Origin of the sequence: Pseudoalteromonas sp. MM1 (genome assembly GCF_030296835.1) — a bacterium.
In the GTDB taxonomy this organism is placed as follows: Bacteria; Pseudomonadota; Gammaproteobacteria; order Enterobacterales; family Alteromonadaceae; genus Pseudoalteromonas.
Window position 1 is genome coordinate 3,085,016 of record NZ_AP027922.1, and the last position, 23,821, is coordinate 3,108,836.

20 protein-coding genes and 1 other RNA gene are annotated in these 23,821 nt (G+C 39.0%); 10 read left to right on the top strand and 11 right to left on the bottom strand.

Annotation, left to right across the window (positions count from 1 at the left end):
- Positions 1–13 precede the first annotated feature (13 nt).
- Positions 14–472, bottom strand: coding sequence for a division/cell wall cluster transcriptional repressor MraZ (mraZ, locus tag QUE46_RS13865; protein WP_286245265.1), 459 nt, complete (start codon positions 470–472; stop codon positions 14–16).
- 503 nt (positions 473–975) lie between these two features.
- Between mraZ and QUE46_RS13870 the strand changes: the two genes are divergently transcribed.
- The 3 genes from QUE46_RS13870 to QUE46_RS13880 are packed head-to-tail and all read left to right on the top strand — an operon-like array spanning position 976 to position 2,020.
- On the top strand, positions 976–1,314 hold the full coding sequence (locus QUE46_RS13870) for a DUF883 domain-containing protein (protein WP_286245266.1): 339 nt from the start codon (positions 976–978) through the stop codon (positions 1,312–1,314).
- Positions 1,315–1,320: 6 nt separating this feature from the next.
- Positions 1,321–1,767, top strand: a complete 447-nt coding sequence (locus QUE46_RS13875) for a hypothetical protein (RefSeq protein WP_286245267.1) — start codon at positions 1,321–1,323, stop codon at positions 1,765–1,767.
- 10 nt (positions 1,768–1,777) lie between these two features.
- The gene (locus QUE46_RS13880) at positions 1,778–2,020 is read left to right on the top strand and encodes a hypothetical protein (protein ID WP_286245268.1); all 243 of its coding nucleotides are present in this window, start codon (positions 1,778–1,780) and stop codon (positions 2,018–2,020) included.
- Positions 2,021–2,088: 68 nt separating this feature from the next.
- On the opposite strand, the gene QUE46_RS13885 is transcribed toward QUE46_RS13880, so the two are convergent.
- Positions 2,089–3,069, bottom strand: coding sequence for a glutathione S-transferase family protein (locus tag QUE46_RS13885; protein WP_286245269.1), 981 nt, complete (start codon positions 3,067–3,069; stop codon positions 2,089–2,091).
- A 21-nt stretch (positions 3,070–3,090) separates the two neighbouring features.
- The gene (locus QUE46_RS13890) at positions 3,091–3,933 is read right to left on the bottom strand and encodes a pirin family protein (protein ID WP_286245270.1); all 843 of its coding nucleotides are present in this window, start codon (positions 3,931–3,933) and stop codon (positions 3,091–3,093) included.
- Between the two features lie 270 nt (positions 3,934–4,203).
- Here QUE46_RS13890 and QUE46_RS13895 point away from each other — a divergent pair, with 270 nt between their 5' ends.
- Entirely contained in the window at positions 4,204–7,299 is a 3,096-nt protein-coding gene (locus tag QUE46_RS13895; protein ID WP_286247770.1) for an EAL domain-containing protein, read from the top strand.
- A 73-nt stretch (positions 7,300–7,372) separates the two neighbouring features.
- Entirely contained in the window at positions 7,373–8,263 is an 891-nt protein-coding gene (locus QUE46_RS13900) for a LysR family transcriptional regulator (RefSeq protein WP_286245272.1), read from the top strand.
- Here QUE46_RS13900 and QUE46_RS13905 read toward each other — a convergent pair.
- The gene (locus tag QUE46_RS13905) at positions 8,260–9,222 is read right to left on the bottom strand and encodes a YihY/virulence factor BrkB family protein (RefSeq protein ID WP_286245273.1); all 963 of its coding nucleotides are present in this window, start codon (positions 9,220–9,222) and stop codon (positions 8,260–8,262) included. The two genes, QUE46_RS13900 and QUE46_RS13905, sit on opposite strands and share 4 nt — an antisense overlap.
- 130 nt (positions 9,223–9,352) lie before the next feature.
- Here QUE46_RS13905 and QUE46_RS13910 point away from each other — a divergent pair, with 130 nt between their 5' ends.
- From QUE46_RS13910 to QUE46_RS13930, 5 genes are all read left to right on the top strand, one after another.
- Entirely contained in the window at positions 9,353–10,423 is a 1,071-nt protein-coding gene (locus QUE46_RS13910) for a mechanosensitive ion channel family protein (protein ID WP_286247771.1), read from the top strand.
- Positions 10,424–10,943: 520 nt separating this feature from the next.
- A complete protein-coding gene (locus tag QUE46_RS13915) occupies positions 10,944–12,215 on the top strand; it encodes a dicarboxylate/amino acid:cation symporter (protein ID WP_286245274.1) in 1,272 nt (423 codons plus the stop codon).
- A 33-nt stretch (positions 12,216–12,248) separates the two neighbouring features.
- Positions 12,249–13,310, top strand: coding sequence for a putative porin (locus QUE46_RS13920; protein ID WP_286245275.1), 1,062 nt, complete (start codon positions 12,249–12,251; stop codon positions 13,308–13,310).
- A 336-nt stretch (positions 13,311–13,646) separates the two neighbouring features.
- Positions 13,647–15,353 carry a transporter substrate-binding domain-containing protein gene (locus QUE46_RS13925; RefSeq protein ID WP_286245276.1) on the top strand — a complete coding sequence of 569 codons (1,707 nt, stop codon included), beginning with the start codon at positions 13,647–13,649 and terminating at the stop codon, positions 15,351–15,353.
- Positions 15,350–16,762, top strand: coding sequence for a sigma-54 dependent transcriptional regulator (locus tag QUE46_RS13930; protein WP_286245277.1), 1,413 nt, complete (start codon positions 15,350–15,352; stop codon positions 16,760–16,762). The genes QUE46_RS13925 and QUE46_RS13930 overlap by 4 nt, the downstream gene beginning before the upstream one ends.
- A gap of 317 nt (positions 16,763–17,079) precedes the next feature.
- On the opposite strand, the gene QUE46_RS13935 is transcribed toward QUE46_RS13930, so the two are convergent.
- The 7 genes from QUE46_RS13935 to rsmI form a co-directional block, all read right to left on the bottom strand.
- Positions 17,080–17,445, bottom strand: coding sequence for a hypothetical protein (locus QUE46_RS13935; RefSeq protein ID WP_286245278.1), 366 nt, complete (start codon positions 17,443–17,445; stop codon positions 17,080–17,082).
- Between the two features lie 259 nt (positions 17,446–17,704).
- Positions 17,705–20,221, bottom strand: a complete 2,517-nt coding sequence (locus QUE46_RS13940) for a DEAD/DEAH box helicase (protein WP_286245279.1) — start codon at positions 20,219–20,221, stop codon at positions 17,705–17,707.
- 10 nt (positions 20,222–20,231) lie between these two features.
- Positions 20,232–21,146, bottom strand: a complete 915-nt coding sequence (locus QUE46_RS13945) for a DUF1837 domain-containing protein (RefSeq protein WP_286245280.1) — start codon at positions 21,144–21,146, stop codon at positions 20,232–20,234.
- Positions 21,136–21,681 carry a DUF3223 domain-containing protein gene (locus tag QUE46_RS13950; protein WP_286245281.1) on the bottom strand — a complete coding sequence of 182 codons (546 nt, stop codon included), beginning with the start codon at positions 21,679–21,681 and terminating at the stop codon, positions 21,136–21,138. Before QUE46_RS13950 ends, QUE46_RS13945 begins: the two co-directional genes overlap by 11 nt.
- 120 nt (positions 21,682–21,801) lie before the next feature.
- Entirely contained in the window at positions 21,802–22,341 is a 540-nt protein-coding gene (locus QUE46_RS13955; RefSeq protein ID WP_286245282.1) for a tyrosine-type recombinase/integrase, read from the bottom strand.
- Between the two features lie 196 nt (positions 22,342–22,537).
- Positions 22,538–22,916: RNase P RNA component class A (gene rnpB / locus QUE46_RS13960), an RNA gene on the bottom strand.
- Positions 22,917–22,959: 43 nt separating this feature from the next.
- On the bottom strand, positions 22,960–23,817 hold the full coding sequence (gene rsmI, locus QUE46_RS13965) for a 16S rRNA (cytidine(1402)-2'-O)-methyltransferase (RefSeq protein ID WP_055014190.1): 858 nt from the start codon (positions 23,815–23,817) through the stop codon (positions 22,960–22,962).
- Positions 23,818–23,821 lie beyond the last annotated feature (4 nt).

Here is a 23,821-nt window from a genome sequence, read left to right on the forward strand (position 1 = left end):
TTTTTTAGTGCCGTTAGAGTGTGAAATTATCTAAATCTTGGTTTGCTTCAAAATCGCCGAGCCTTTCCAGCTCAGTGTCTTGGCGCATTTGTTCGTGCCAACGCGCTTCATCCCAAATTTCAAATTTATTCATTAAACCAACTAGCATGATCTTTTTGCCAAGTTCTGCGTGGCTACGCAATGAAGGCGCCAGCAAAATTCGACCATTTTTATCAAGTTGATACTCTGTGGCATTACCTAACAACATACGTTGCATTCGGCGAGCGCGTGGATTCATATTAGAGATTTTAGACAAGCGGCTTTCTATTTCTTGCCACTGTGCAAGAGGATACAACCATAAACACGGTTCGTTTAGCGCAATGGTACATATAACCGTTCCTTGATCTTCAGACAGCAGTTCGTCTCGGTACTTAGTCGGTACCGCAAAACGTCCTTTATCATCCAAGCTCAGTGAACTAGCGCCACGAAACATAAAAAGCCTACTTTTAAATTGTGTAATCGAGTTTCGATTAATTTGATCCAGTTAGATCCACTAAAAACCACTTTTTACCACAGTGCTCCAGTTTAGGGCTTGACAAGCCTTTTTGTCAAGTAAGCTGACCAGCTTTAACGTCTCGCTAAGCTAGAAAAAATAAGGCTTTACGCAAAGCGATTGAATTACGTGGGAAAAAGTGGAGGTAGCAGATAAAATTTTTTTAAAGCGTTACTAATAACGTTTGGTTTACATAATTTGCTTACTGAATAATCAATGAATAATTACAAAAAAAAGTATGTAATTTATAGCCATGTAAAATTTACTTAGCGCAGCAGCAATACTTACTTCATGCTGCTTTTTATTTAACCTACCGCATCCTACAAAAAACAAATAAAATCAACTAAATCAGCCTATTAACCCACTTCTTAATAATTGGTTTAATCGTTGCATCTGCTATAGCACCAGTTAAATTTTTTTATTTTATTTATTAAGGATTGATTATGGCTACTGCAACAAATACAAAACCGAATACTGAAACAAACATGAAATCTGATCTTAAACAAAAAGAGAGTGAGGCACCGTTGACTGAAAAAGCAACGTCTGTAGCACACGATGCAGTAGATGCACTTTCAAGCAAGGCATCGGTTGCTGAGTCAAGCGTACGTAAAGGCGCTTCAAGCTCTGCAGAAGCATTAAGCGAAAAACAACTTATTGCTCGTGAAAAACTATCTGAGTGCAGCGCAAAAACGCGTGCTTTTGCCTCAGAAAATCCGCTAGCAACAGCGGGGATTGCTTTTGCAGCGGGTATGCTTGTAACGTCATTATTTCGTCGTAAGTAATAGATAATGAGTAGCTCACAAACAACAGCAACCACGGATGGTAATGCTCAAAATCAAACAACCGATGACCCTACCCAAAAGGATGATTGGCAGGATCATATAGCAAAGATCATTGAATATTCTGACCAGCTCAAGGAGGATTATAAAACGCAAGGAAAGCTTACGCACCAACTTGCAAAGGCTGAGTGGAAGCTGTCGTTACGATCAATGGCGTTGATCACTATATTTTTAGGATGTTTTGCCAGTGGTTTGATTTTGTTGTGGGCCGGCTTACTAGGTGCAATTGGCTACGGTGTATATGATTTATTTGGCTCGGTTTGGCTTAGCTTCGCTATTGCTGCACTCGCGCAAATACTTTGTTTAATTTGGCTTTGGCGAAATACCGTATACCTAAGTAATAAAATTGGTTTTAGTAAAACGATTAAAAGTGTGAAGCAACTTTTAAATTTATAAGGAAATAATCATGCTCGTTAATTTTCTAATTAAAGAACCCAATGAGAACGTTGACACGTTAAATACGCAAATGGATTTACAGCAAGCATTAAAGCGCCAGCACCATGCGGCAATAAAGTATCGCTTTAAGCGCTTTGCAGCCACCAAGGTAGGATTGGCATCAGCCTTTTTAGCCGGAGCAACAGTTCAAGCTGGCAAAAGCGAAACCAGCTTTGTGCGTAAATACGGCTGGCTGGTAAAATTATTTGCATAGCAGCAATTGCATTTATAAAAGTTTTTAAAAGTGCAATTGCTACTTACTATAATGCCTTCTAATACCTCTTAGCCCAACTCGAATCTATTATGGTTTTGGCTAAAGTTTAATGCCGGCCCTTTTGGAATTATTTGCGTTGGGTTGATCATTGTGTGGCTAAAATAGTAATGTCGCTTAATATGATCAAAGTTAACCGTACTGGCTACTCCCTCTATTTGGTATAATTCACGTACATAGTTACTAAGCGCTGGGTAGCTTTCAATAGTGCGTAAATTACACTTAAAATGCCCTACATACACGCTATCGAACCGGATAAGTGTTGTAAATAAACGCCAATCTGCCTCGGTTAATGTGCCCCCCATCAGGTAACGATTTTTACTTAGTATGTCCTCTACTTTATCAAGTGCTTTAAATAACGCAGTAAATGCATCATCGTATGCTGTTTGTGTGGTTGCAAAACCCGCTTTATATACCCCGTTATTAATATTGGTATAAACAAGGTCGTTAATTTCGTTAATATCTGCTTGTAATGACTGTGGGTAATAGTCATCCGTATTATTAGTAATTTCGTTAAATGCGGTATTAAACATACGAATAATATCTGCAGATTCATTGCTAACAATTTTATTTTGCTGCTTATCCCAAAGCACAGGTACAGTTACTCGCCCACTGTAATTTGCATCGTGCTTAGTATAAATTTGATGCAAGTATTCACTATTAAGTAAATCATCGCCGCTACTTAGGTTACCTATATCAAAGCTCCAGCCATTATCTAGCATATCTGGGCTAACTACCGATACGCTAATAATATCGCTTAGACCTTTTAGCTGTCTAAATATAAGTGTGCGATGCGCCCACGGGCACGCTAAGGCAACATATAAATGGTAGCGATTTGCTTGCGCTTTAAAACCGCCGCTTCCTGTAGGCCCTGGGCTACCATCTTTTGTGATCCAATTCCGAAGCTTTGCTGCCTCGCGTTTAAATTTACCATTATTCGAGTCAGTGTCGTACCATTTATCTTGCCATTGGCCATCAACTAATAAACCCATAATAACCTCCTCAATTAACGATTAAATGTTGCCAAATTCACCGTTTTGATAATCACGCACCGCTTGTTTAATTTCCTCTTGCGTGGTCATTACAAACGGGCCCATATGTGCAATAGGCTGATTAAGCGGGTTACCAGCTAAAATAAGTATTCCCGCACCCTTTTCTGAAGATACGTCAATGTCACTGTTTTCACTTAGTATAAGTAACTTGCCAGCATTAAAGGTTTGCCCATCACCCGAAATAAGCTCACCTGTATGAACATAAATCATTACTTTACGCTGTTTAAGCCCTGCTAACTGCATGCGTGTATTAACAGGGAGAGTAACATTGGCCAGTGCAGCATTGGCCGCTAAGCTCTGCAAACTCGACGTTAGCGTGTAATTGTCAAACTGCCAATTCCCCGCAAGTGCAGTAAAGATAACGCCTTGCTTGTTAGTTACTTCAGGTGCTGGATTTAGTGTCGTGTCTTGATAGCGTGGCGCACGCATTTTTTCGCCGCTGGGCATATTGATCCAAATTTGAAAGCCATGCAGCCCTTCTTTTGTATCTGCCAATGGCATTTCACTGTGCATAACGCCTCTACCTGTGCTCATCCATTGTACATCACCAGAGCGGATCGCTTTTTTGTTGCCCATTTGATCTTGGTGCTCAAAGCCACCTTTAATAATGTAGGTAAAAGTTTCTATGCCACGATGAGGGTGCGGTGGAAAGCCACCAATATAGTCACTTTCATTGTTAGACTTTAGCTCATCAATCATTAAAAAGGGGTCGAGATATTTGCCATCAAAACCAGGTATTCGGCTAATGTTTACACCATCACCATCTTGTGTTCGATAAGCTGTTAACAATTTTGCTATATTCATATTTAAAATACTGTAGTAGATTAATTAATAAGCTTATTAAAGCATTCATAAAGCAATACAACTATGTCTTTAAATCGAGCAAAACGTTCTATTTTTTAGAAAAAAGAGTGTCTACATCGATAATTCGCTTATTTGGCATAATAAGCTTCATGATTAAAAGCACAGATTTAAACTGATTTATAATAACTTTTTAATACAACCCTATATTTTGTATGGTTATTTTCAGCTTTTATGTCTACAATCACTTTTTAGGGACGCAGAGCTTAAGGAATACTTATTTTTACTTCATCACTTAAAAGTCAGCTGTATAGGTTACTCATCCTACTTAGCATTCCAGGTGCCGCAGTAGCGGTATTTACGCTATGGTATGAGCGTGATGCTGCTATAGAAAAAAGTGAAGAAAGAATAGTAAACATAGCTAAGCACCTGACACAACATCAAAAAATCATGGTTGATGATGTTAAACGCATTACTATTTATTTAGCCGATAAAACTGCAAATAATCAAACGCTCCCCACAACTTGCCCTAACTATTTTTATGAAATAAAAGCCCTTCATCAGAATATTGCAAATATAGGTATTGTTGATAAAAACGGCGACTTACAGTGTGTAACCAATGGCCGTAGTAAAAATATTAATATTAGCGATCGTACTTATTTTCAAAATGCCATTAGTAATAAAAGTTTCTCGGTGGGGTATTTTCAATACGACCGAAGTATTCAAGCGCAAAGTGTCAATTTTGCCTACCCAATTATAGATAGTAATAACCAACTTAAAGGCGCACTAGTTACCGTTATTGCGCTGAATTGGTGGAATATAGCCCTAAGTGAAGCTAAATTACCTAATAATGCTAAAGCTGTTATTGCCGACTCTAATGGCTTAATACTTGCCAATTACCCTAATCAACCACGTGATTTAGGCCAAAAAATTACCGACATAGATTTACTGCATGAAAAAAGCTCGTTAACCGTATTTAAGAATGCTGAAGGCGAAAACCAGGTTTTTCATCGCTCAGTTATATACGAAGACGACCATGATAATAATTTAGATATTTATATAGCCGTTTCGGTTGAAGACTTTATTAATACAGTTAATAAAAACTTTGCTAAAACTATTTTTGCGTTTTTATCGGCTATTGCTCTGTTGGTATTGCTAGCTAGGCGCCTAATAAAACAAAGTATATTTAAGCCTATCGCTAATTTAACCAAAGCCACAGATGAACTAGCAGATGGCGCTATGCCTAAACATATTAAAAAGCCCAACAGCCCAGAGCTGCGTGCCCTTTATGACCGTTTTGCTGTTATGGCGCAAACCCGGCTATCTGCAGAGGCAAAATTAAAAAATAAGCACAACGAATTAATGAGCTTATTAAATGCTTTACCCGATACCTACATACGTATAAATGCCCAAGGTAAAGTACTGTATGTTGGCGGGCATATTAGCCCTTTGCTAAGCATTGAAACTGACAAAGCTTTAAAATTAACCGATGTACTCCCTAAGGCCAACGCCGAGTTATTACTTTCTCATTTAGGTGCTTTAGAGGGCTCACAAACCGTTGAGTTTACATTGCTTAAAAAATCTAAAGAGCACTATTTTGAAGCAAGAATAAATACGCTTAGTCATAATGAATACATTATTGTTCTAAGAGATATAAGCCAAAAAAAGGTCAACGAAAAAGCGCTTCATTTAGCGTCGCTTGTATACAGTAATAGCAGTGAAGGGATGATGATTACAGACCCTGATGGCGTTATTTATGACGTAAACCCTGCGTTTTGCGAAACAACTCAATACAGCAAAGAAGAAGCGATAGGTAAAACCAGTCGTATTTTAGCGTCTGGTAAACATTCAAAAGCATTTTATGAAAAAATGTGGGGTGAGCTCAGGGAAACAGGCCGTTGGCAGGGTGAGATAATTAATCGTAAAAAGAATGGCGACACCTATACCGAATTCCTGATCATAGATACCGTTTACGACGATAAAAACATGCCTACTCGCCGGGTGGCTATATTTACCGACCTAACAGAAAAAAAACAAGCCGATGAAACCATATGGCGAAAAACTCACTTTGATCACTTAACCGACCTACCAAATAGGTTAGAGCTTAAAGAGCGTTTAAATAAACGCTTTGAAGATGTAACTGATGAAAAGTGCGAACTTGTTGTGATGTTGCTCGATATTGATCACTTTAAAGATATCAACGACACATTAGGCCATCATTATGGTGATAACCTACTTAAATTAGTTTCTCAGCGAATAATTCAAGCAGCGGTAAACGCCAGTTTTGTCGCGCGTATTGGCGGAGATGAATTTGTGATTGTATACAACCATGTTAAAAGTGCTCGCCATATAAACCAAATTGCCAGTAATGTATTGCAAAGTCTTTCATCAAGTATACAGCTTGAAGACGAAGAGCTGTTTATTAGCGCCAGTATGGGCATTGCATGTGCACCTAACGATGGCCAAAGCACAGAGCTGCTATTAAAAGCTGCCGACCAAGCCATGTATAAAGCTAAAAATAACGGCCGTAATGGGTTTGAGTTTTTTTCAAAAGATATGCGTATTCATGCACAGGCGCGCATGCAGTTACTAAAAGATTTACGCACCGCTATAGAGCTTGAACAATTTGAGTTATTTTATCAGCCTATTGTGGCCTTAAACGATTTACACATTCACAAAGCCGAAGGGCTTATTCGCTGGCATCATCCTAAAAAAGGGTTAGTCTCGCCGACGACGTTTATACCGCTTGCTGAGGAAACTAGGCAAATAAATGCGCTGGGTCAATTTGTATTTACTCAAGCCGTACACACCCTAAAAGAAATAAACACCACCATGGGAGAGCAATTTCAAATTAGTATCAATGTCTCGCCCGTTCAGCTATCTACAACCGACAGTGGAATTGATGACTGGTGTGAGATTTTAAAAGCAGCCAAACTCCCTGCCACCTCAATTGTTGCCGAGATCACAGAAGGCCTGATGGTCAACCCAGAGCCACTCACACAAAGCCGCTTAAAAACATTAGTGCAATCGGGAATGCAATTAGCACTGGATGATTTTGGCACCGGCTATTCATCGCTCGCTTACTTGCAAGAAATGGACACCGATTACTTAAAAATAGATAAGCGCTTTATTGATAACATTAAAGCTGGGAGCCAAGAGCTTGCCTTATGCGAAGCCATTATTGTAATGGCCCACCAGCTTGGGCTCAAAGTTATTGCCGAAGGAATTGAAACGCAGCAACAAATGCAGCTACTACTAAAAGCGGGATGCGACTACGGGCAAGGTTATTTGTTTTCAAAGCCGGTGCCTAAAAAAGAGTTTATGACGTTGCTAAGCAGCAAAAAAATGGTGATTGCCAATAATAAATAAGTTGTTACGCAATAAATAAAGTGTCTACACGGTCAGGTAATGTAATCAATAGTAAGTAGTAACAAGGTTTAAAATGGCAAAGGCAACACTCGAGCAATGGAGAATGTTTAAAGCTGTTGTAGAGCATGGTGGATTTGCCGGTGCGAGTAGCGCGGTATTTAAAAGCCAATCAACCGTGCACCATGCAGTGCAAAAGTTAGAGTCGGCACTGCAAGTAAAATTGCTTGAAGTAAAAGGCCGTAAAGCGTATTTAACCGATAACGGTAAGCTTATATTACGCCGCGCCGAATTTTTAATAGATGAAGCCAGCAAAATAGAATCGGTTGCCGCAACCTTAAGCGAAGGTATAGAAAGCACATTAAAAATAGCGGTAGATGAAGTGTTTCCACAACATTTATTGTACCAAGCGCTAAGCCATATTAATGAGCAATACCCGCTGGTAAAAATAGAACTGATAGAAAGCGTACTTAACGGCGCAAACGAATTACTTACCAATGCAGTGGTTGATTTAGCCATTACCTCTATTGCGCTTTATGGCATTAACTGCCATAGCTTGTGCGATATAGAATTTATTGCCGTTGCGCACCCTGATCACCCCTTACATCAGCGCACTGAACCACTAACCTACAGAGAGCTTAAATTACATAGGCAAATAGTTGTCCGTGACTCAGCAACGCACACTAGCCATGACGATGGCTGGCTTGGCGCTGATATGCGCTGGACAGTAAGCCACTTACGTAACTCTATTGATATGGTTAGCCAAAACTTTGGTTATGCGTGGTTGCCTAGCGCGCAGATTCAACCCCACCTTAAAAACAATACACTTAAGCCCCTTAATTTAGAGCAAGGAACAACCCGCTCCCTAAAGCTCTATTTAATGTGCACCGACAATGATCGATTAGGCCCTGTTGGTCAAACATTTACTCAGCATTTAATAAACTTGTGTAATAACAAACACAACTAAGAGTTTGTTGGTTCATCTACATCAAGGTGATCAGCTACATAGGCTCCGCGTTTACCGCGCTCTTTAGCGGGGCCTTTGGTACTATCTTTCGCTGTTTGTTGTTCGGTCGCCGCATTTATTACCGCCCCAAGCGTAATAATATAGGCACTTATATAAAGCCACATTAGCATAATCACTACCCCACCCAACGAACCATAGGTTTCGTTGTAGCTTGCAAAGTGAGAAACATAAAACGAAAAACCAATTGAGGCTAAAATCCATAATACAGTCGCAATACAAGAGCCAAGTGTGATCCAACGCCATTTAGCGGGTTTTCTGTGTGGTGCATAGCGATACAAAAGCACCAATGCAAAATTAAACATAAAGGCGAGTAATGGCCACGATATTAACTTTATTAGTAAGTCTATACTTTCTTTTAAGCCCACTAAATTAAGTACTATGGGTAAAATACCTATAATTAGCAAAGCAAAAATGGCCACTAAAATAGCCCCTACCGAAAATAAAAAACGCACCAACTGAGCATGAAAAAATGAGCGTTTTTCGTATTCGTGGTAACTAATATTACAAGCTGTAATAAGTGCCTGGCTGCCTTTAGAGCTACTCCAAATAGTAAGAATAAGTGTGCCAATTGCGCTTAAGCTTAAACTGGCGTTAGAGGTTTGAGCCAAGCTCGAAACCTGAGATAAGATTAAATCACTGGTACTTTGCGGTAATAAGGTAACTATTTTACTCAGATGCTCACTAATATCGGTGGGCGATGAAAAATACGCATACACAGAAACCATGGCAGCAATAGCAGGAAAAATAGCAAGTAAAGCATAAAACGCAACGCCCGCTGCAACCAAGGATAAATTATCTTGGCTCATTTGCTTAAAAATACGTTTGGCTATATCCCACCAACCAATAACCGGAATATGTACTGGCTGCTCGGCATGCTGCCCTCGTTTAGGATTGCTCATTGTTTGCTCCTTTTTATCTTATATTGAGCAAAAAGTTTGCCAAGCTGCATTTATAGCATTGGTATTAAACTTGCTGTTTACTAGATTATTTAAAATACCAAGGTAATACGCCATGAACAGCCTTATAACTATGCTAATTGCAGTGAACACCACGGCTGTGAATGCCTTAAACACCCCACAAAGCGTGCTCAGTTGGCAGTATTTATACGCCCAAAGTGTGCAATTACTTCACGCCACAGCGCAAATATTACCCACTCTTTTATTAGGTTTAATCCTTTTAACTATTAGCTACTTTGTCGCCAGTCCTTTGTCTAAGCTGTTAGTAAAACCGCTCATTTATATGACCGACAGTAAACTTGTGCACTTAGTGGCCAAGCGCGGGATTAGCATTTTAATTTTATTGTTGGGCGTGTATTTATTTTTACGTTTAGCAGGACTTACCGAATTTGCTATTGCCATTATGAGCGGTACCGGATTAATAGGTTTAATATTAGGTTTTGCTTTTAGAGACATAGCAGAGAACTTTATTGCTAGTTTGCTATTGAGTGTGCAACGACCATTTAGAATAGACGATGTAATAGAGGTAGATGGCCGCTTAGGTGTGGTTAAAAAGGTCACTGCTCGCGCAACCACCTTAGTTGATTACGATGGCAACCATATACAAATACCCAACGCCACGGTTTACAAAAATACCATTAAAAATCTAACCGCAAACCCAAAAATGCGTGCCAAGGTGGTGATTGGCATAGGATACGATAACGATATTCGTTACTGCCAAACGCTCGCCCTTAAAATTGCTAATAAGCAAACTGGCGTTATTACTGAGCCACCTGCACAAGTGCTGATTAATAACTTAGGCAGCTCAACAATTAACTTTAATCTGTTTTTTTGGGTCAATAGCGAACAACACAGTCCGTTAAAAGTGGCCTCGCAGTTAATGAGAGAGCTAGTAACCGAATTTACTACTCAAAACATCAGTATGCCAGACGATGCGCGCGAGCGTATTTTAATCAGCACACCTGATGAGAATAATACACAAAAGCCCACCAGCAACACTGAGCAGCCTTTAACTGCTCAGCAAACCAATAAGCAGCTGCAGCAACAAAATGAAACCGTTGACGATGTAAGCAGTGATACCGACGAAATTCGTGATCAAGCAGAAAAATCACGCGATCCTGAGCAGGGTAAAAATATTATTTAAGTTCAAGTTATAAGAGAAAATAAAACCATATACAGCCAATTTACAACTTAATAATGTTTTAAACCTTAAAAAATCAAAAAATATGATTAATTAATGCATTAAATATAACTTTTGTTATATCAATAATAAAAGTTATACATATGGCAACCTATTGATTTTATATGAGTTATTAAACGCCCATCGATTAAACTGCCTTTTGCGCACCTTTCATTATTAATAATTATTCAAAAAGTTATATTAACAAACCACCAATCAAAAACAATAAAACCAATAATATTCAATATGTTATTAACAAAATCTCGCTTGGCATTATTAATGCAATAACAATAATCTAACAACTTTAGAGCTTAATTATGCACGTGTACAAACAACCCCTATCTAAAAAGGCTAACAAGAGCTTGCCCATATCCTTGCAAGCCCCTTTTACGGCCTGTGCACGTGCCAGTGCGATATACGCGTTAACGTCCTAAGCAAAAGTTAAATAGCTCCCACTAAAATTATAAATAATTGGAATAACATTATGACCAGTACAACAAGTATTAATAACAACGAGCCTAAAAAAATGGCGCTCTGGCTAAAAATACTCATAGGTATGATAGCGGGTATTTTTGCCGGCATGCTGCTTGGCAATAATGCTGAATATATAAAACCCCTTGGCCAGCTCTTTATTAGCGCCATTAAAATGTTAATTGTACCGCTTATATTTTGCTCATTAATTGTTGGCGTTACCTCAATGAAAGACACCACCAAAATGGGCCGTATTGGTGTTAAGTCAATCGTATTTTATTTAGCCACCACCGCAGTAGCTATTTCCATTGGTTTAGGCCTTGGACTGTTGTTTGAACCTGGTGCAGGCTTAAATATGGTTGCAACCACAGTGGCGGATGCAAAACCTAGCCCTACTCTAGTAGACACCATTGTAGGTTTAGTACCCAAAAACCCTGTAGGCTCACTAGCCTCAGGTAATATTTTACAAATTATTGTGTTTGCGTTGAGCTTAGGCATTGCTTTAAACCTAATTGGTGAAAAAGGCGAACCCGCTAGCAAAATGTTTGAAAGCCTAGCCGATGCAATGTACAAATTAACTGAGCTTGTAATGAAGCTTGCACCATACGGTGTATTTGCATTAATGGCGTGGGTGTCAGGCAAGTACGGACTGGATGTATTACTACCACTTATAAAGGTAATTGGCTTAGTGTACCTAGGCTGTATTATTCACGTTTTAGTGCTGGGTGGCGGCTTTGTAGGCCTACTAGGCAAGCTTAACCCACAACGTTTTTATAAAGGTATTATTGAAGCGCAAATTATTGCTTTTACCACCACAAGTAGCTCTGGCACCTTACCTGCCAGCATAAAATGCGCGACCCAAAACTTAGGGGTATCGCGTACGGTATCAAGCTTTGTACTGCCAGTAGGTGCCACTATTAACATGGATGGCACTGCTTTATACCAAGGCGTATTAGCGCTGTTTATTGCCCAAGCCTTTGGTATTGACCTCACCACAACAGATTACTTAACCATTATTGCTACAGCTACTTTAGCCTCTGTAGGCACCGCAGGTGTACCTGGAGCTGGCCTTATTATGCTTTCGCTAGTACTGACCACCGTTGGCTTACCACTAGAAGGCATTGCAATAGTTGCCGGTATTGACCGAATTCTAGATATGGCGCGCACTACCATAAATGTAACTGGCGATTTAATGGTTACTTTATTAATTGGCAAAAGCGAAGGCGAGCTTGACGAAACCCTTTACAACCAAAACAACACAGCGGCTCAACCCGCTAAGCAATAGCCTGCGTTTTAGTAATTTGATAGAGAACAAACCATGACTAGTAAACTGATATATTTACCCGTTGCATTAGGTGTTATTGCCTTAGCTAAACCTGCCCACGCAGATATTACAATTGAAGGTTTAAATGGCCTTGAAGCCGTTAAGCTATTTGGCGATATGCGTATGCGTTTTGAGCGCACCGAAGGCGATACAATTGACTCAACAAGCCGCGCTCGTTTGCGTGCTCGTTTTGGCATTAAATACGCGGCGACCGAAAACTGGTCAGCACAAATGCGCTTTAGAACAACCTCAAGCCAGCACGATTCAACCCACCAAACCTTTGGCATCACCGATACCAGCGATAACGATGACTTTGGGTTAGATCGCGCCTTTATGAAATACACAGGGCTTAGTAACACCCAAGTATATATTGGTAAAGCGGCCCCCGTTTATATGCATTCATCAGAGCTGCTTTTTCGTGACGATATAGCGCTCGAAGGTGTACAAGCAAATTGGAGTAACAACGCGTTTAGTGTTAATGCAGGGCACATCATCCTTGAAGAAAATGTTGATAATGGCGAAGGCAAACGCGATGCCAGCTGGCAACAGCTGCAAGGTGTATACGCTACTGAATTTAATAACGTAAAAGTCAAAGCAGGTATTGGCGGCATTTTTGTAAGTGCCTCCGATACGGCGTACGCCAGTGCTGAGTCAGGGCTTGATGATGACCAAGCGGGTAACGTAATGACCTACAACCTTGATGTACGCTATGGTCCAGTGCGCTTTGCAGCCGATTACTACACCAGTGAAGCCGACACTGAAAACACCGCCTATACCGTACATGCACGCTATCAAATTAATAAAGAGTTTGGCCTGCGTTTTTACGTGCTGCGTACCGAAGCTTATGCACTACCTATGAACGGCGCGTTTACGCAAACTAATACACCGGGTTCATACACCAATATTAAAGGTACGCGTGTACAACTAGATTATAAAATTGCAGATAACTTAAATGCCGATTTAAGGTGGTACAGCGTGGATAATATTAATAATGATATACCCACTAACAACAATGGCCGCGATCGCATTCAAGTAAATCTAAACATGAAGTTTTAAGCGCACTCCCCCAACCAAATAAAAGCGATTTAATAGCTGTTATTAAATCGCTTTTATTTTTAGCAGTAAAAAGACATAACCTACCTAGTTAGTATCAAAACTCATGGATAACTTATTTTTAGTTACCTTATAATGCAAATAAATAAGACCTAAAATCATGCCAAATTCGTTAGTACCTAATTTATATAAAATTAAAATACAGACTATAGTCCCCTTCCGCCAACTAAAAATAACCATTTTGCAGCTGTAAAAGGAATATAAACGCCATTTTATTTGTATTGCTTACACAATTAACTAACGGACTAACTCAAACTAAAAATGCAGAGGTTTACACACTTGTTCAATAAACAAAACGCTTGGTTTTATGTACTAAAAATAGCGCTACTATGCCTAATGGCGATCAATAGCCTAAACAGCTTAGCGCAGGCTAATTTAACTGAGCCTAAACAAATAATAGTGGGCGGCGATTTTAACTATCCACCCTATGAGTTTATTAACGAAGATGGCGAGCTTACAGGCTATAACGTAGAGCTTAGCCAAGAAATAGCGGCGGTAATGGGGCTTAATATAAAAATAAAGCTGATGCCTTGGGCCGAAATAAGAGCCGAGTTTGACCGCGGAAATGTAGATATTTTACAAGGTATGGCCGCCACACCCGAGCGCACCGACCTATATAAATTTAGCCCGCATACGTTTGTAAACCACTCTATTTTTGCGCGTGACAATAGCCCTAAAATTACCAACTACACAGAGCTTGAGGGTTTTCGTGTGATTGTTCAAAATAACGGCTCAGCCTTTGATATGTTAAAAGACTCTGGCTTAAAAATAACACTCATACCCGTTGAAACGCACGCCGATGCTCTGCGCCTGCTCGCCTCTGGGCGCTATGACTTTGCTGTAGTTTCAAACTTACCTGGCTTGTATTTAAGTAAAAAACTAGGGCTATCAAACATTACTGCTATTTCTAGCCTAGAAAGAAACAGGCTTTATGGTTATGCCACTAAAACCGCAGATGAAGCACTGTTATCGCAATTTACTCAAGGTTTAGCTATTTTAAAAAACACTGGTCGCCAGCAAGAAATTTACGACAAATGGTTTGGCCCGTTAAACGTATCGCCATGGTCAAAAGCTGGGGTAATCGCGGGTATATGTGTAGTGGTGCTGCTACTAATTAGTACCGTAGTGATAATATGGAACAAAGCCCTGCGTAAAAAAGTAGAAAGCCGCACCAAAGCGCTACAAGCGCAGCAGTTACAGCTACTTCATGCTGATAAAATGGCCTCTTTGGGGGTGTTGGTTTCGGGAGTGGCCCACGAAATTAATAACCCATGTAGCATTTTAACTTTGAATTTTCCGTTTATAAAAGAAGCCTTTGAAGATGCAACAGACATACTCGATGAGCACCAAGCACGCCATGGCGACTTTCTTATTGCGGGTGTAAGCTACCAACGCTTCAAACAAATGTTGCCAGAAATTTTAGACGATATGCACATCGCCAGTAACAAAGTAAAAGGCATAGTAGAAGATTTAAAAAACTTTGCGGTAAAAGGTGAAACATCGCACGAAAAAACAGAGCAATTAGATTTAAACTTACTAACAAACCGCTCTATTCGCTTAGTCACAAACCAAATTAAAAACGCTACAGACCACTTAGAGGTTAACTTAGCCAATTCGCTACCTTTGTTTAAAGGCAGCGGCAGCCGCATCGAGCAGGTAATCGTTAATCTAATTTTAAATGCTTGCCAAGCGCTTGAAGACAAATCGCAAAAAATCATTATCACCAGCTATTTCCATACTAAACACAATCAGGTTGTGCTGAGCATTGAAGATCAAGGCGTAGGCATTGATCAACAGCACTTAATTAAGCTTACCGACCCGTTTTATACCACCAAACGGCAATCGGGTGGCACCGGTTTAGGGCTTTCTGTATCAGCAGGGATCGTGGCAGATCACCAAGGCCAACTCACCTTCAAATCAACACTCGGTAAAGGCACAAAAGTAAAGCTTTCACTACCCTTATTACAACACGAGAGTGAACTATGAATACTAATTTATACCCTAGTTTTGAGGTCCTCATTTGTGATGACGACAACAGCTTTTTACGAAGCATATCGTTTGCAATAGAGCGCTACTGCGGCATTAACAACATTGTACAATGTAACGATAGCCGCGATGTAATAGCTAAACTAAACCAAGGAAATATTCGTGTTGTATTGCTTGATTTAAACATGCCACATATCAGTGGTGATGAACTTATTGCGCAAATTACCGAGCTTTTTCCGCACATTTCGGTGGTGATCATCAGCGGCATTAACCAAGTTGAAGCCGCTGTAAAATGTATAAAATTAGGTGCTTATGGTTATCATGTAAAAACAGAAGATCCCGAACGCCTAAGTAACAGCATAATGCAGGTGGTGCGTTTTCAAGAGCTAAACTTAGAAAACCAAGCCATGCGCGGCTACCTACTAGAAAATCAAACAAGCCTGCATTCTGCGTTTTCTAAAATTATTAGTGTGGATCATCAAATGCATTCGGTGTTTAATTACATCGAATCTATATCAAACAGCCAGCAACCTATTTTAATTACCGGGGAAAGTGGCGTAGGCAAAGAACTTATAGCCAGAGCCATTCACGAAACCAGCGGTTGCAGTGGTGAGCTTGTGTGTGTAAACGTAGCCGGCCTTGATGATAACTTATTTTCGGATACCTTGTTTGGCCATAAAAAAGGCGCGTTTACGGGCGCAGAGCAAGCCCGTAAAGGTATGATAGAGCGTGCATCAGGCGGAATATTATTTCTTGATGAAATTGGCGATTTAAACCTCGCCTCACAAGTAAAGTTATTAAGGCTTTTGCAAGAAGGCGAGTATTACCCAGTAGGCAGCGACACCCCAAAACGCATCAATGCGCGCATTATTGCAGCCACTCACCAAAACTTACTCACTAAAAAAGAAAATGGCGAATTTAGAAATGACTTATACTACCGTTTAAAAATTCATCATGTGAATATTCCACCACTTAGGGAGCGCAAACAAGACATCCCTTTACTGCTAGAGCACTTTTTAACGCTTGCCGCACAAGAATTTAATAAACCGATGGCAAGTATTCCAAAAGAGCTATTAATTTTACTCGAAAACTATACATTCCCTGGCAATATCAGAGAGCTGCGCGCCATGGCCTTTGATGCAATGAGCACCCACCAAAGCGGCGCACTATCTATGAAAGCGTTTGAAAGCGTACGCAGCGCCGTGCCCACAATAGATATGCATGCCCAGCTTTCAAAACCACTGTTTGAGTCGTCATCCACTTTGCCTACACTAAAACAAGCGGCAGAGTTATTAGTCGCCGAGGCAATGAAGCGTGCCAATTCAAATCAATCATTAGCTGCACAGTTACTTGGTATATCGCAACCAGCATTAAGTAAGCGACTTAAAAAAGGCCAGCTAGAACCTTAAAAACAACAAAGATTTAATCAAATTTTAGGCACAAAAAAGCCCGCAGCATTAACTGCGGGCTTTTTTGTTGAATGAGTGAGTTAGCCATGTAAGTCAACAGGGAAAATAATATAAAAAACTAAAAATCAATATGTTATAGTTTTTAGTAAGGGAAAATATACAGACTTTGGCACAGTATTTATGCACGTTTATAGATTAAACTTAGGTGTGTGCTCCATAGAAAGCTTTGATTTACCATTACTAACTAACGTTAATATGTATTAACGTTAGTTGGTTACGGTGACTTATAATACTTGTGATAATTAACTTATACTATTCTAAGTTTTCTTTTTAAAAAGGTTGGTAATACCTGCACCACCACCAACAGCAAGGGTTGAAGCTAAAATAATTTTAACTAAATCAAATTGTTTCAATAGCATTGCGGTCATCACTAAAACAAAAACCAGTAATACAACACCAAATAAAACAAAGACTGATCTTCTATGTTGTTTATCACTTAACTCTGCATCCAACTGCTCTTGTTCGGCTTTATTATCGATGTATTTTTCTGCGGCCGTAAAACCCTTTTCAGCAATCATTTCTACTGTTTGAGCTATCTGTTCAATATGTTTCATTCTCACATTCAGCTGCTCAATATTTGCAGGTAAATCTTTCTCTATTTTTATCTGGCTATCGTCTTTCACCGTACATCCTTTTACTAAAAATGGAACCAGCCGCGACGAGTTTATGTACTCGACTGACCGGTGTTGTTAAAGCTTTCTTATATCTTTGAGCGAGGGGAGTCAAATCAAATGATGAATACCTCTATTTTGTTTTGACTAGTTATGTAGAGTAGAAAAATCCCTTAAAATACACAAACTTATCATTTCCATTGCCGTATTCAAAATCTTCTTCTCACGCTCATTAAGAACAAGTTCAGCTAATATACAACAACTAAGTTTCTTAAATAAATTTGATAAGCTCATTTGCACATAGCTTTGGGATATTTAAAGAAGATATATCTACTTTTTTTATCTGGTTAATATAGTTTTCAGGCTCATCATGCTCATTAAATTTGAAAACACGATCTAAGTGCAAAGCTGTAAAACGTGATAAACCTACAGACATAAGATTCAAAATGCTTTTTTTACATGAACCAAATTCTAAATATATATGGTAAGCCTCAATTTCTTCATTTGTCGATAACTTTCTTTCTTCAGCTACATACCTAATAATTTCAATGTAAGCAGAAAAGTACTTTACCATCTTAAACCTGACATCAGTTTCTAATGACTTTAAACAATTACGAATCTCTGTCGAGGGGTTTACATCTCTCTTCCCTTTTTTCTCTTCTAAATAAGTAATTCGCCCACTTAATATTTGACCAATAGGCTTACCCCAAACCCATTGATATGAAAGAAAGCTAAGCCAAGGTACATAACTCTCATGAATATCCCAGTCAAAGCAATGCATTAACACTTTTATAATCTCTTCAACTCTAGCTTTCGCGCCTTGTGTATAAGGATAAATTGGGTAGAAATTTTCTAAAATATTTTGTGAAGATAGGTATAAATAAAGCCTTTCGAGATAATCAGGTCGAATACTTTGATGATTTTTGACTATTTCAGGTGGAAGCGTAACTTGAATAGACTCAATTAAGTGTTTAGTTAAATCTATTGAATCTGAATTATTCTCTGATCGGTATTGTTCAAGAAATAAAGAATCTTTGGCATCTAAATAATCATTATAAAGCTTCCCTACGGCAATATTCGCTTCGTCAGAACTTTTATCATCGAGATGATCAGTATAATTACCCGATAGTACCCTTTGAATCTCAGTTCCACCATCAATCATCAAGTTATTTATCGCTGATGAAATAGTTTGTAACTTATCACCTTTGTAACATTCACTATCCCAATCTTGAGGACGGATACACCAAACATTTCCATGAAATTCATGTAATAACCTACCAGATCGTCCTGCTAAATTTAAAAAATCAGAACGAGACATAGGATTTTCCCCTGACTTCGGGTTTTCTATCACAATATGTTTAGCTGGTAAATTAACACCTTGAAGAAGCGTACTAGTACAAAAAATAGTGGTGATACTTCCTTGCTTATATAATTCCTCTACACCACTTCTTAAAAGTGATGGCATATTTCCGTAATGAAAAGCTATCCCTTTCTTTAAACAATAAAGTAAAGAATACTCAGGATGTATTTCACTAGAAACAAAATTAACAAACACTTCTAACTCAGGTGAGATATCAATTTTTGGTGCTATTTTAGACGCCGCAATAGCTCTATTTTCTGCGCTTATAGGAGTGTTTGAAAACGAAATAACAGCACTATCTCCGCCAGATAGTGACAGAGCAAAATTAGCAATCTGATCCGCAATACTTTTCCTTAATACAAAAGGGATATCAAACTCTCCAATCTGAATATTTTCTCGCTCACCGACAAGCGTTACAGATAAGCGCTTTGTTTTTTTTGGAACTTGATTAACTAGAAGTATATTTTGAGCAACGGGTGAAACTACCTCAGTAAAAAACTTCCCATTATCTGTACGATTAAATAGAGATAAAAAGTACTCTGGATTATTTATTAGCGGACTAGCGAAAAGTAACTTCACATTTTTAAATTTATTTAGTGCAAGGTCTACAGCAGCCTGTAATATAATCCCGCGCTTACCTTTTTGAATTTCATGGGCCTCATCTATGATAAGAGTATCAATATGTGGCAATATATCTTTAGAGCTCAAGAAACTAAATAATCTCTCTTGAGTAAAAATATAAACAACATTAGATTTTACTTTTTCACGATTAATAGGAAAAGGAGCAGTACGAATTATAGCTTTATCTGAACCAATATTTTTTATTGCGCTTCGAACCCTTCCTGAAACCTCTGAAATTAGTGCTCGAGTAGGAACTACATAAACAATGCTCTCCCCATTACCGTCCCTAATTTGCTCTGACAATGACAAGTTCAAAACAAAAGACTTACCAGCTGATGTTGGAGCTGAAATACTTAGGTTTCGCTCCACTTTTAAAGAGTTAAACAGCTGTAACTGAAAGTCTGTTAACTGGATTTCTTGGTCATCACAATAAATTGTATTTTCACTTTCCCTTGCTATTATTTCTAAGCGAAGTGGCGCTGATATACTGTTACCCAAACCATGCCTTTCTTCGAGCAACTTTTTACCAGGGAAGTTACCAATTCTAGACAAAATTACTTCTGCAGCAGATTTAACCAACGTGTTTTCACTATTATGCTCTAACAAACGCGTTATAATCTCATAAGACTTATTAATGTCTTCACCTACCCCAAGGGATAAAATTGAAGAGTAACTTACTAGTGCAGATACTTGCTTGTCGGTTATTTCTACAGAATCTGTTTGTACAAAACTCTTGGGTAATTGTTTTATAACACTTGCCTTGGTTAACTCCCTTAACAACCGAGGCATATCCTTTTTGCTATTCATAAGATCCCTATTAGTCCAAGGCTTTATTAAAGGCATTCCTAAATTCATCTACTGAAGGAAAAGGTAAAAAAAACACTTCGAATGAAAGCTGTTTACACTTCATATTATCAACTTTAGAAAATAATGATTTTGTCAATCGTTCAGAATCACTTAAAAATTTGCTTATAAAATCTGCTGTCATTTCCTTTGGCGTTGACCCATCTAAAGAAGTAAAGTCTTTAAAGTTATAACCAATAAGGCATGCATGGTTAAGCCTCACATTCGGACCAGCCTCTCCACTTATGATCAAAGATGAAATGGATTTTTTAGTTTCATCATTTGAGTACTTAAAATGCTTTGTAACCATCGTAAATTCATGCTCTAGCATATCGACGCTGTGAAAGTCATCGATGCTTTTCAAAGCTGCTGTGATGGCAGAGATAGGGTCTATATAGAGCTTTGCTTCTCCGAAGAAAAAGTCGACCATATCGTCTTGTTCACTATATCTTGCATGTATCCCATCGGATCCTTTCACCTCATCTCGATGATTTGTTTTTAATTCCATTTTTGACACAATTTGAGGGGCACCTAATACAGCTTCAACAAGGAAAAAAAGTAGTAATTCGCCAGCCTCTCCCGTTCTATCAGGATTGTTCTCTCCAATTTCAGGGTGCCTAAAGAGTTTTCGTGCTTCTTTAGTTAATCTAGTTGAATCTCTGGCTGTTAAAACGTCAGGGCGGTTCGCAGAAGATATGCAATAGTCAATAATGTATTCGTATAACAGATTGGCTAGAGCCTTAACCATTGGTTCGCCATTCCCATTTAATTTTAGGTAATGAAGTCTAACTTTGGTATTGAGTTCATTAATATCATATTCGTGCTCAATAGAACCTATACATGAATCAAAGGTCTTTTTATCAACTGATGCGTAATGATTAATTTTCATATTTTTTATACCAATCAATGAATTTACCAGAAATTGTTTTAGTAAGACTTGATCGATATTGAAGTTTATCGGGTTTAGATATCCAGCTAGAAGGAAAGTTATCGACCTTATAATCAAAGCCTTCAATGAACTTTTCACATTTGTAAGTGAAATCTTTATCTCTAAATTTATACTCACTAGATTCTAATAGGCTTCTAGCCGCATCAGTAAAACATTGAAAGTTAGTTTTTTCTTTAGCCGTTATAGCTGATTTATAGCTCCAATCAGCATCTGTTGAATCATCAAAGTGAATTGCGTGAAAGCATTTAGTATTAAACTGTCCAGTATTCTTTATACAAAACATGTTTATGTTATCTTCAGAGCCCGACTTCCATGTAAATTCGTGATGGCGGAGGTAAAGTGCAAGTACATTAGCAAATTCAGGGTGAGACCTAGAAATAACTGTTTCGGTGTTCAGTATTTTTTTAAAGTACTCAATTGCTTGAGATTGAGTTTGAAAACTAATTCCACTTTGAAGTTGAATAGGCTTTGCCATAAAAGTCCTTGTAATAATCGGAAACAACCCAATTTTGATATTAACATTTTAAAAACAAAAGTCATCGAAAACTAATTTGGGTCACTCAGGCAGACTACTCAAGTAAAAATTATACAATGTCTATTTGGTAATGTGATAAGAATTAACTACTTCGTTAAGTCGATATATACTAGCACCACCATGCGTGTATTTATAAGTTATACCACCTTTAGAAAGTTCATGCCCAACAACCTGTTGTATCAATGAAAGAACAAACGAATGATTATTACGTATATTACTTATGAAAGTATGTCTGAAGCTGTGATAACTGCGTAGTTCATCTAATTCATTCACACTCGGTATTTCCAGCTCCACAACTAAACGACCAAACCAACTAGTGATACTCTCAGCTGAAGTTATTTCATAGAGAATACGCTCTTGCGCCCGCTCTACATACTCTAAAAAACCAAGTTTGATTAAGCGTTTATGGATAGGAATTTTACGTTTAGCGTTATTCGCTTTGAGGCATTGTGATTCGTATTCATCAGTAACCAATATATAGTTAATATCATCTTCAATACGAATATTAGGCTTTCTCAACTGATAAATTTCTGTACTCCTTGAGCCTGTATACTTGGCTAATAATAGTGACCACTTTTGCCACGCATGTTTTGTTTTCATTGCGAAGGCTTCAAACTTTTTAGGTTCTTCACTATTAAAAGCACCACGTATACGCTGCTCAAAGTCTCATTTTATAGTACATGGTGAAGCTGAAATACTAATGAGTGCAGCTAACAAATAGAAGAAAATTAGTAACTTATCTTAATTTTAGGCACAAAAAAGCCCGCAGCATTAACTGCGGGCTTTTTTGTTGAATGAGTGAGTTAGCCATGTAAGCCGGGTTCTGTCCTTTCCGAAGAAAGTGATAATCATTCGTCTAGGCCATAAATCGCTCTATGGCTCAAGCAACCTACCCGGTTCTCACGTGGGCCACGCGTTCATTATTTAAAATGATAGAACCCTATTTGGTCTTGCTCCGAGTGGAGTTTACCTTGCAACCGACTATTACTAGCGGCCCGGTGCGCTCTTACCGCACCCTTTCACCCTTACCAACCCGAAAGTTGGCGGTCTCCTCTCTGCTGCACTTGTCGTGGACTCACGCCCCCCAGCCGTTAGCTGGCACTCTGCCCTGTGGAGCCCGGACTTTCCTCCCCCTGATCATTTTCGTCACAGGCAGCGATTATCTTGGCTAACTCGGCGCGCAGTATACATGAGCTGTGCCTTGTACGCAGTAAAGATTTACGCTTTTTCGTCAATAATTGTTTTATACAGGGCGTTTTTCTTCATTCCAAAGTATTCTGCAACAATTCCACAGGCTTTTTTCATCGGCATTTCGCTTTCAAGTAACGCCAGCATTTTACGCGCCTCGGGTGGAATATCGTCCACAAGTTTTGGTTTACCTGGCAACATTAAAACAATTTCGCCACGTTGCTTCGTTGGATCATCAGTTAAAAACTGCTTGAGCTCACTCACTGTGCCATTAAAAAAGGTTTCAAAGGTTTTGGTTAGCTCTTTTGCAAATACCACTTGCTGCTCATTTCCAAGTGCCGCTTCTAAATCATCTAGGCTTGCCATAATACGGTGCGTACTTTCGTACATAATGCTGGTAATGCCTGAATTAACAGCCTCAATAAAAAAGTCTTGCCTTGCTTTACTTTTAGCCGGTGTAAAGCCAATAAACTGAAAACGATCTGTTGGCAGGCCCGAGCAACATACCGCAGTAATTGCAGCACACGCACCAGGCACTGGCGTTACATGCGCGCCTTGCTCGCGACATAAATTAACCACCGCGTAACCTGGGTCGCTTATTAGCGGTGTGCCAGCATCTGATACCAACGCGATATTTTTGCCTTCGTTTAGCCAATCAATAATCTGCTGCGCTTTTTGCTTTTCGTTATGGTCATGTAATGCAAAGGTTTTAGCCTTTATACCAAAGTGGCTTAGTAGCTTGCCAGTGTGGCGCGTGTCTTCAGCAGCGATTAAGTCAACCTGCGATAATGTCGCGATGGCACGCTGACTTAAGTCGTCATAATTGCCAATTGGGGTGGCAACAATGTAAAGAGTGCCAATTTTCTGTGAATTCTCCTCATTTAACATTGAG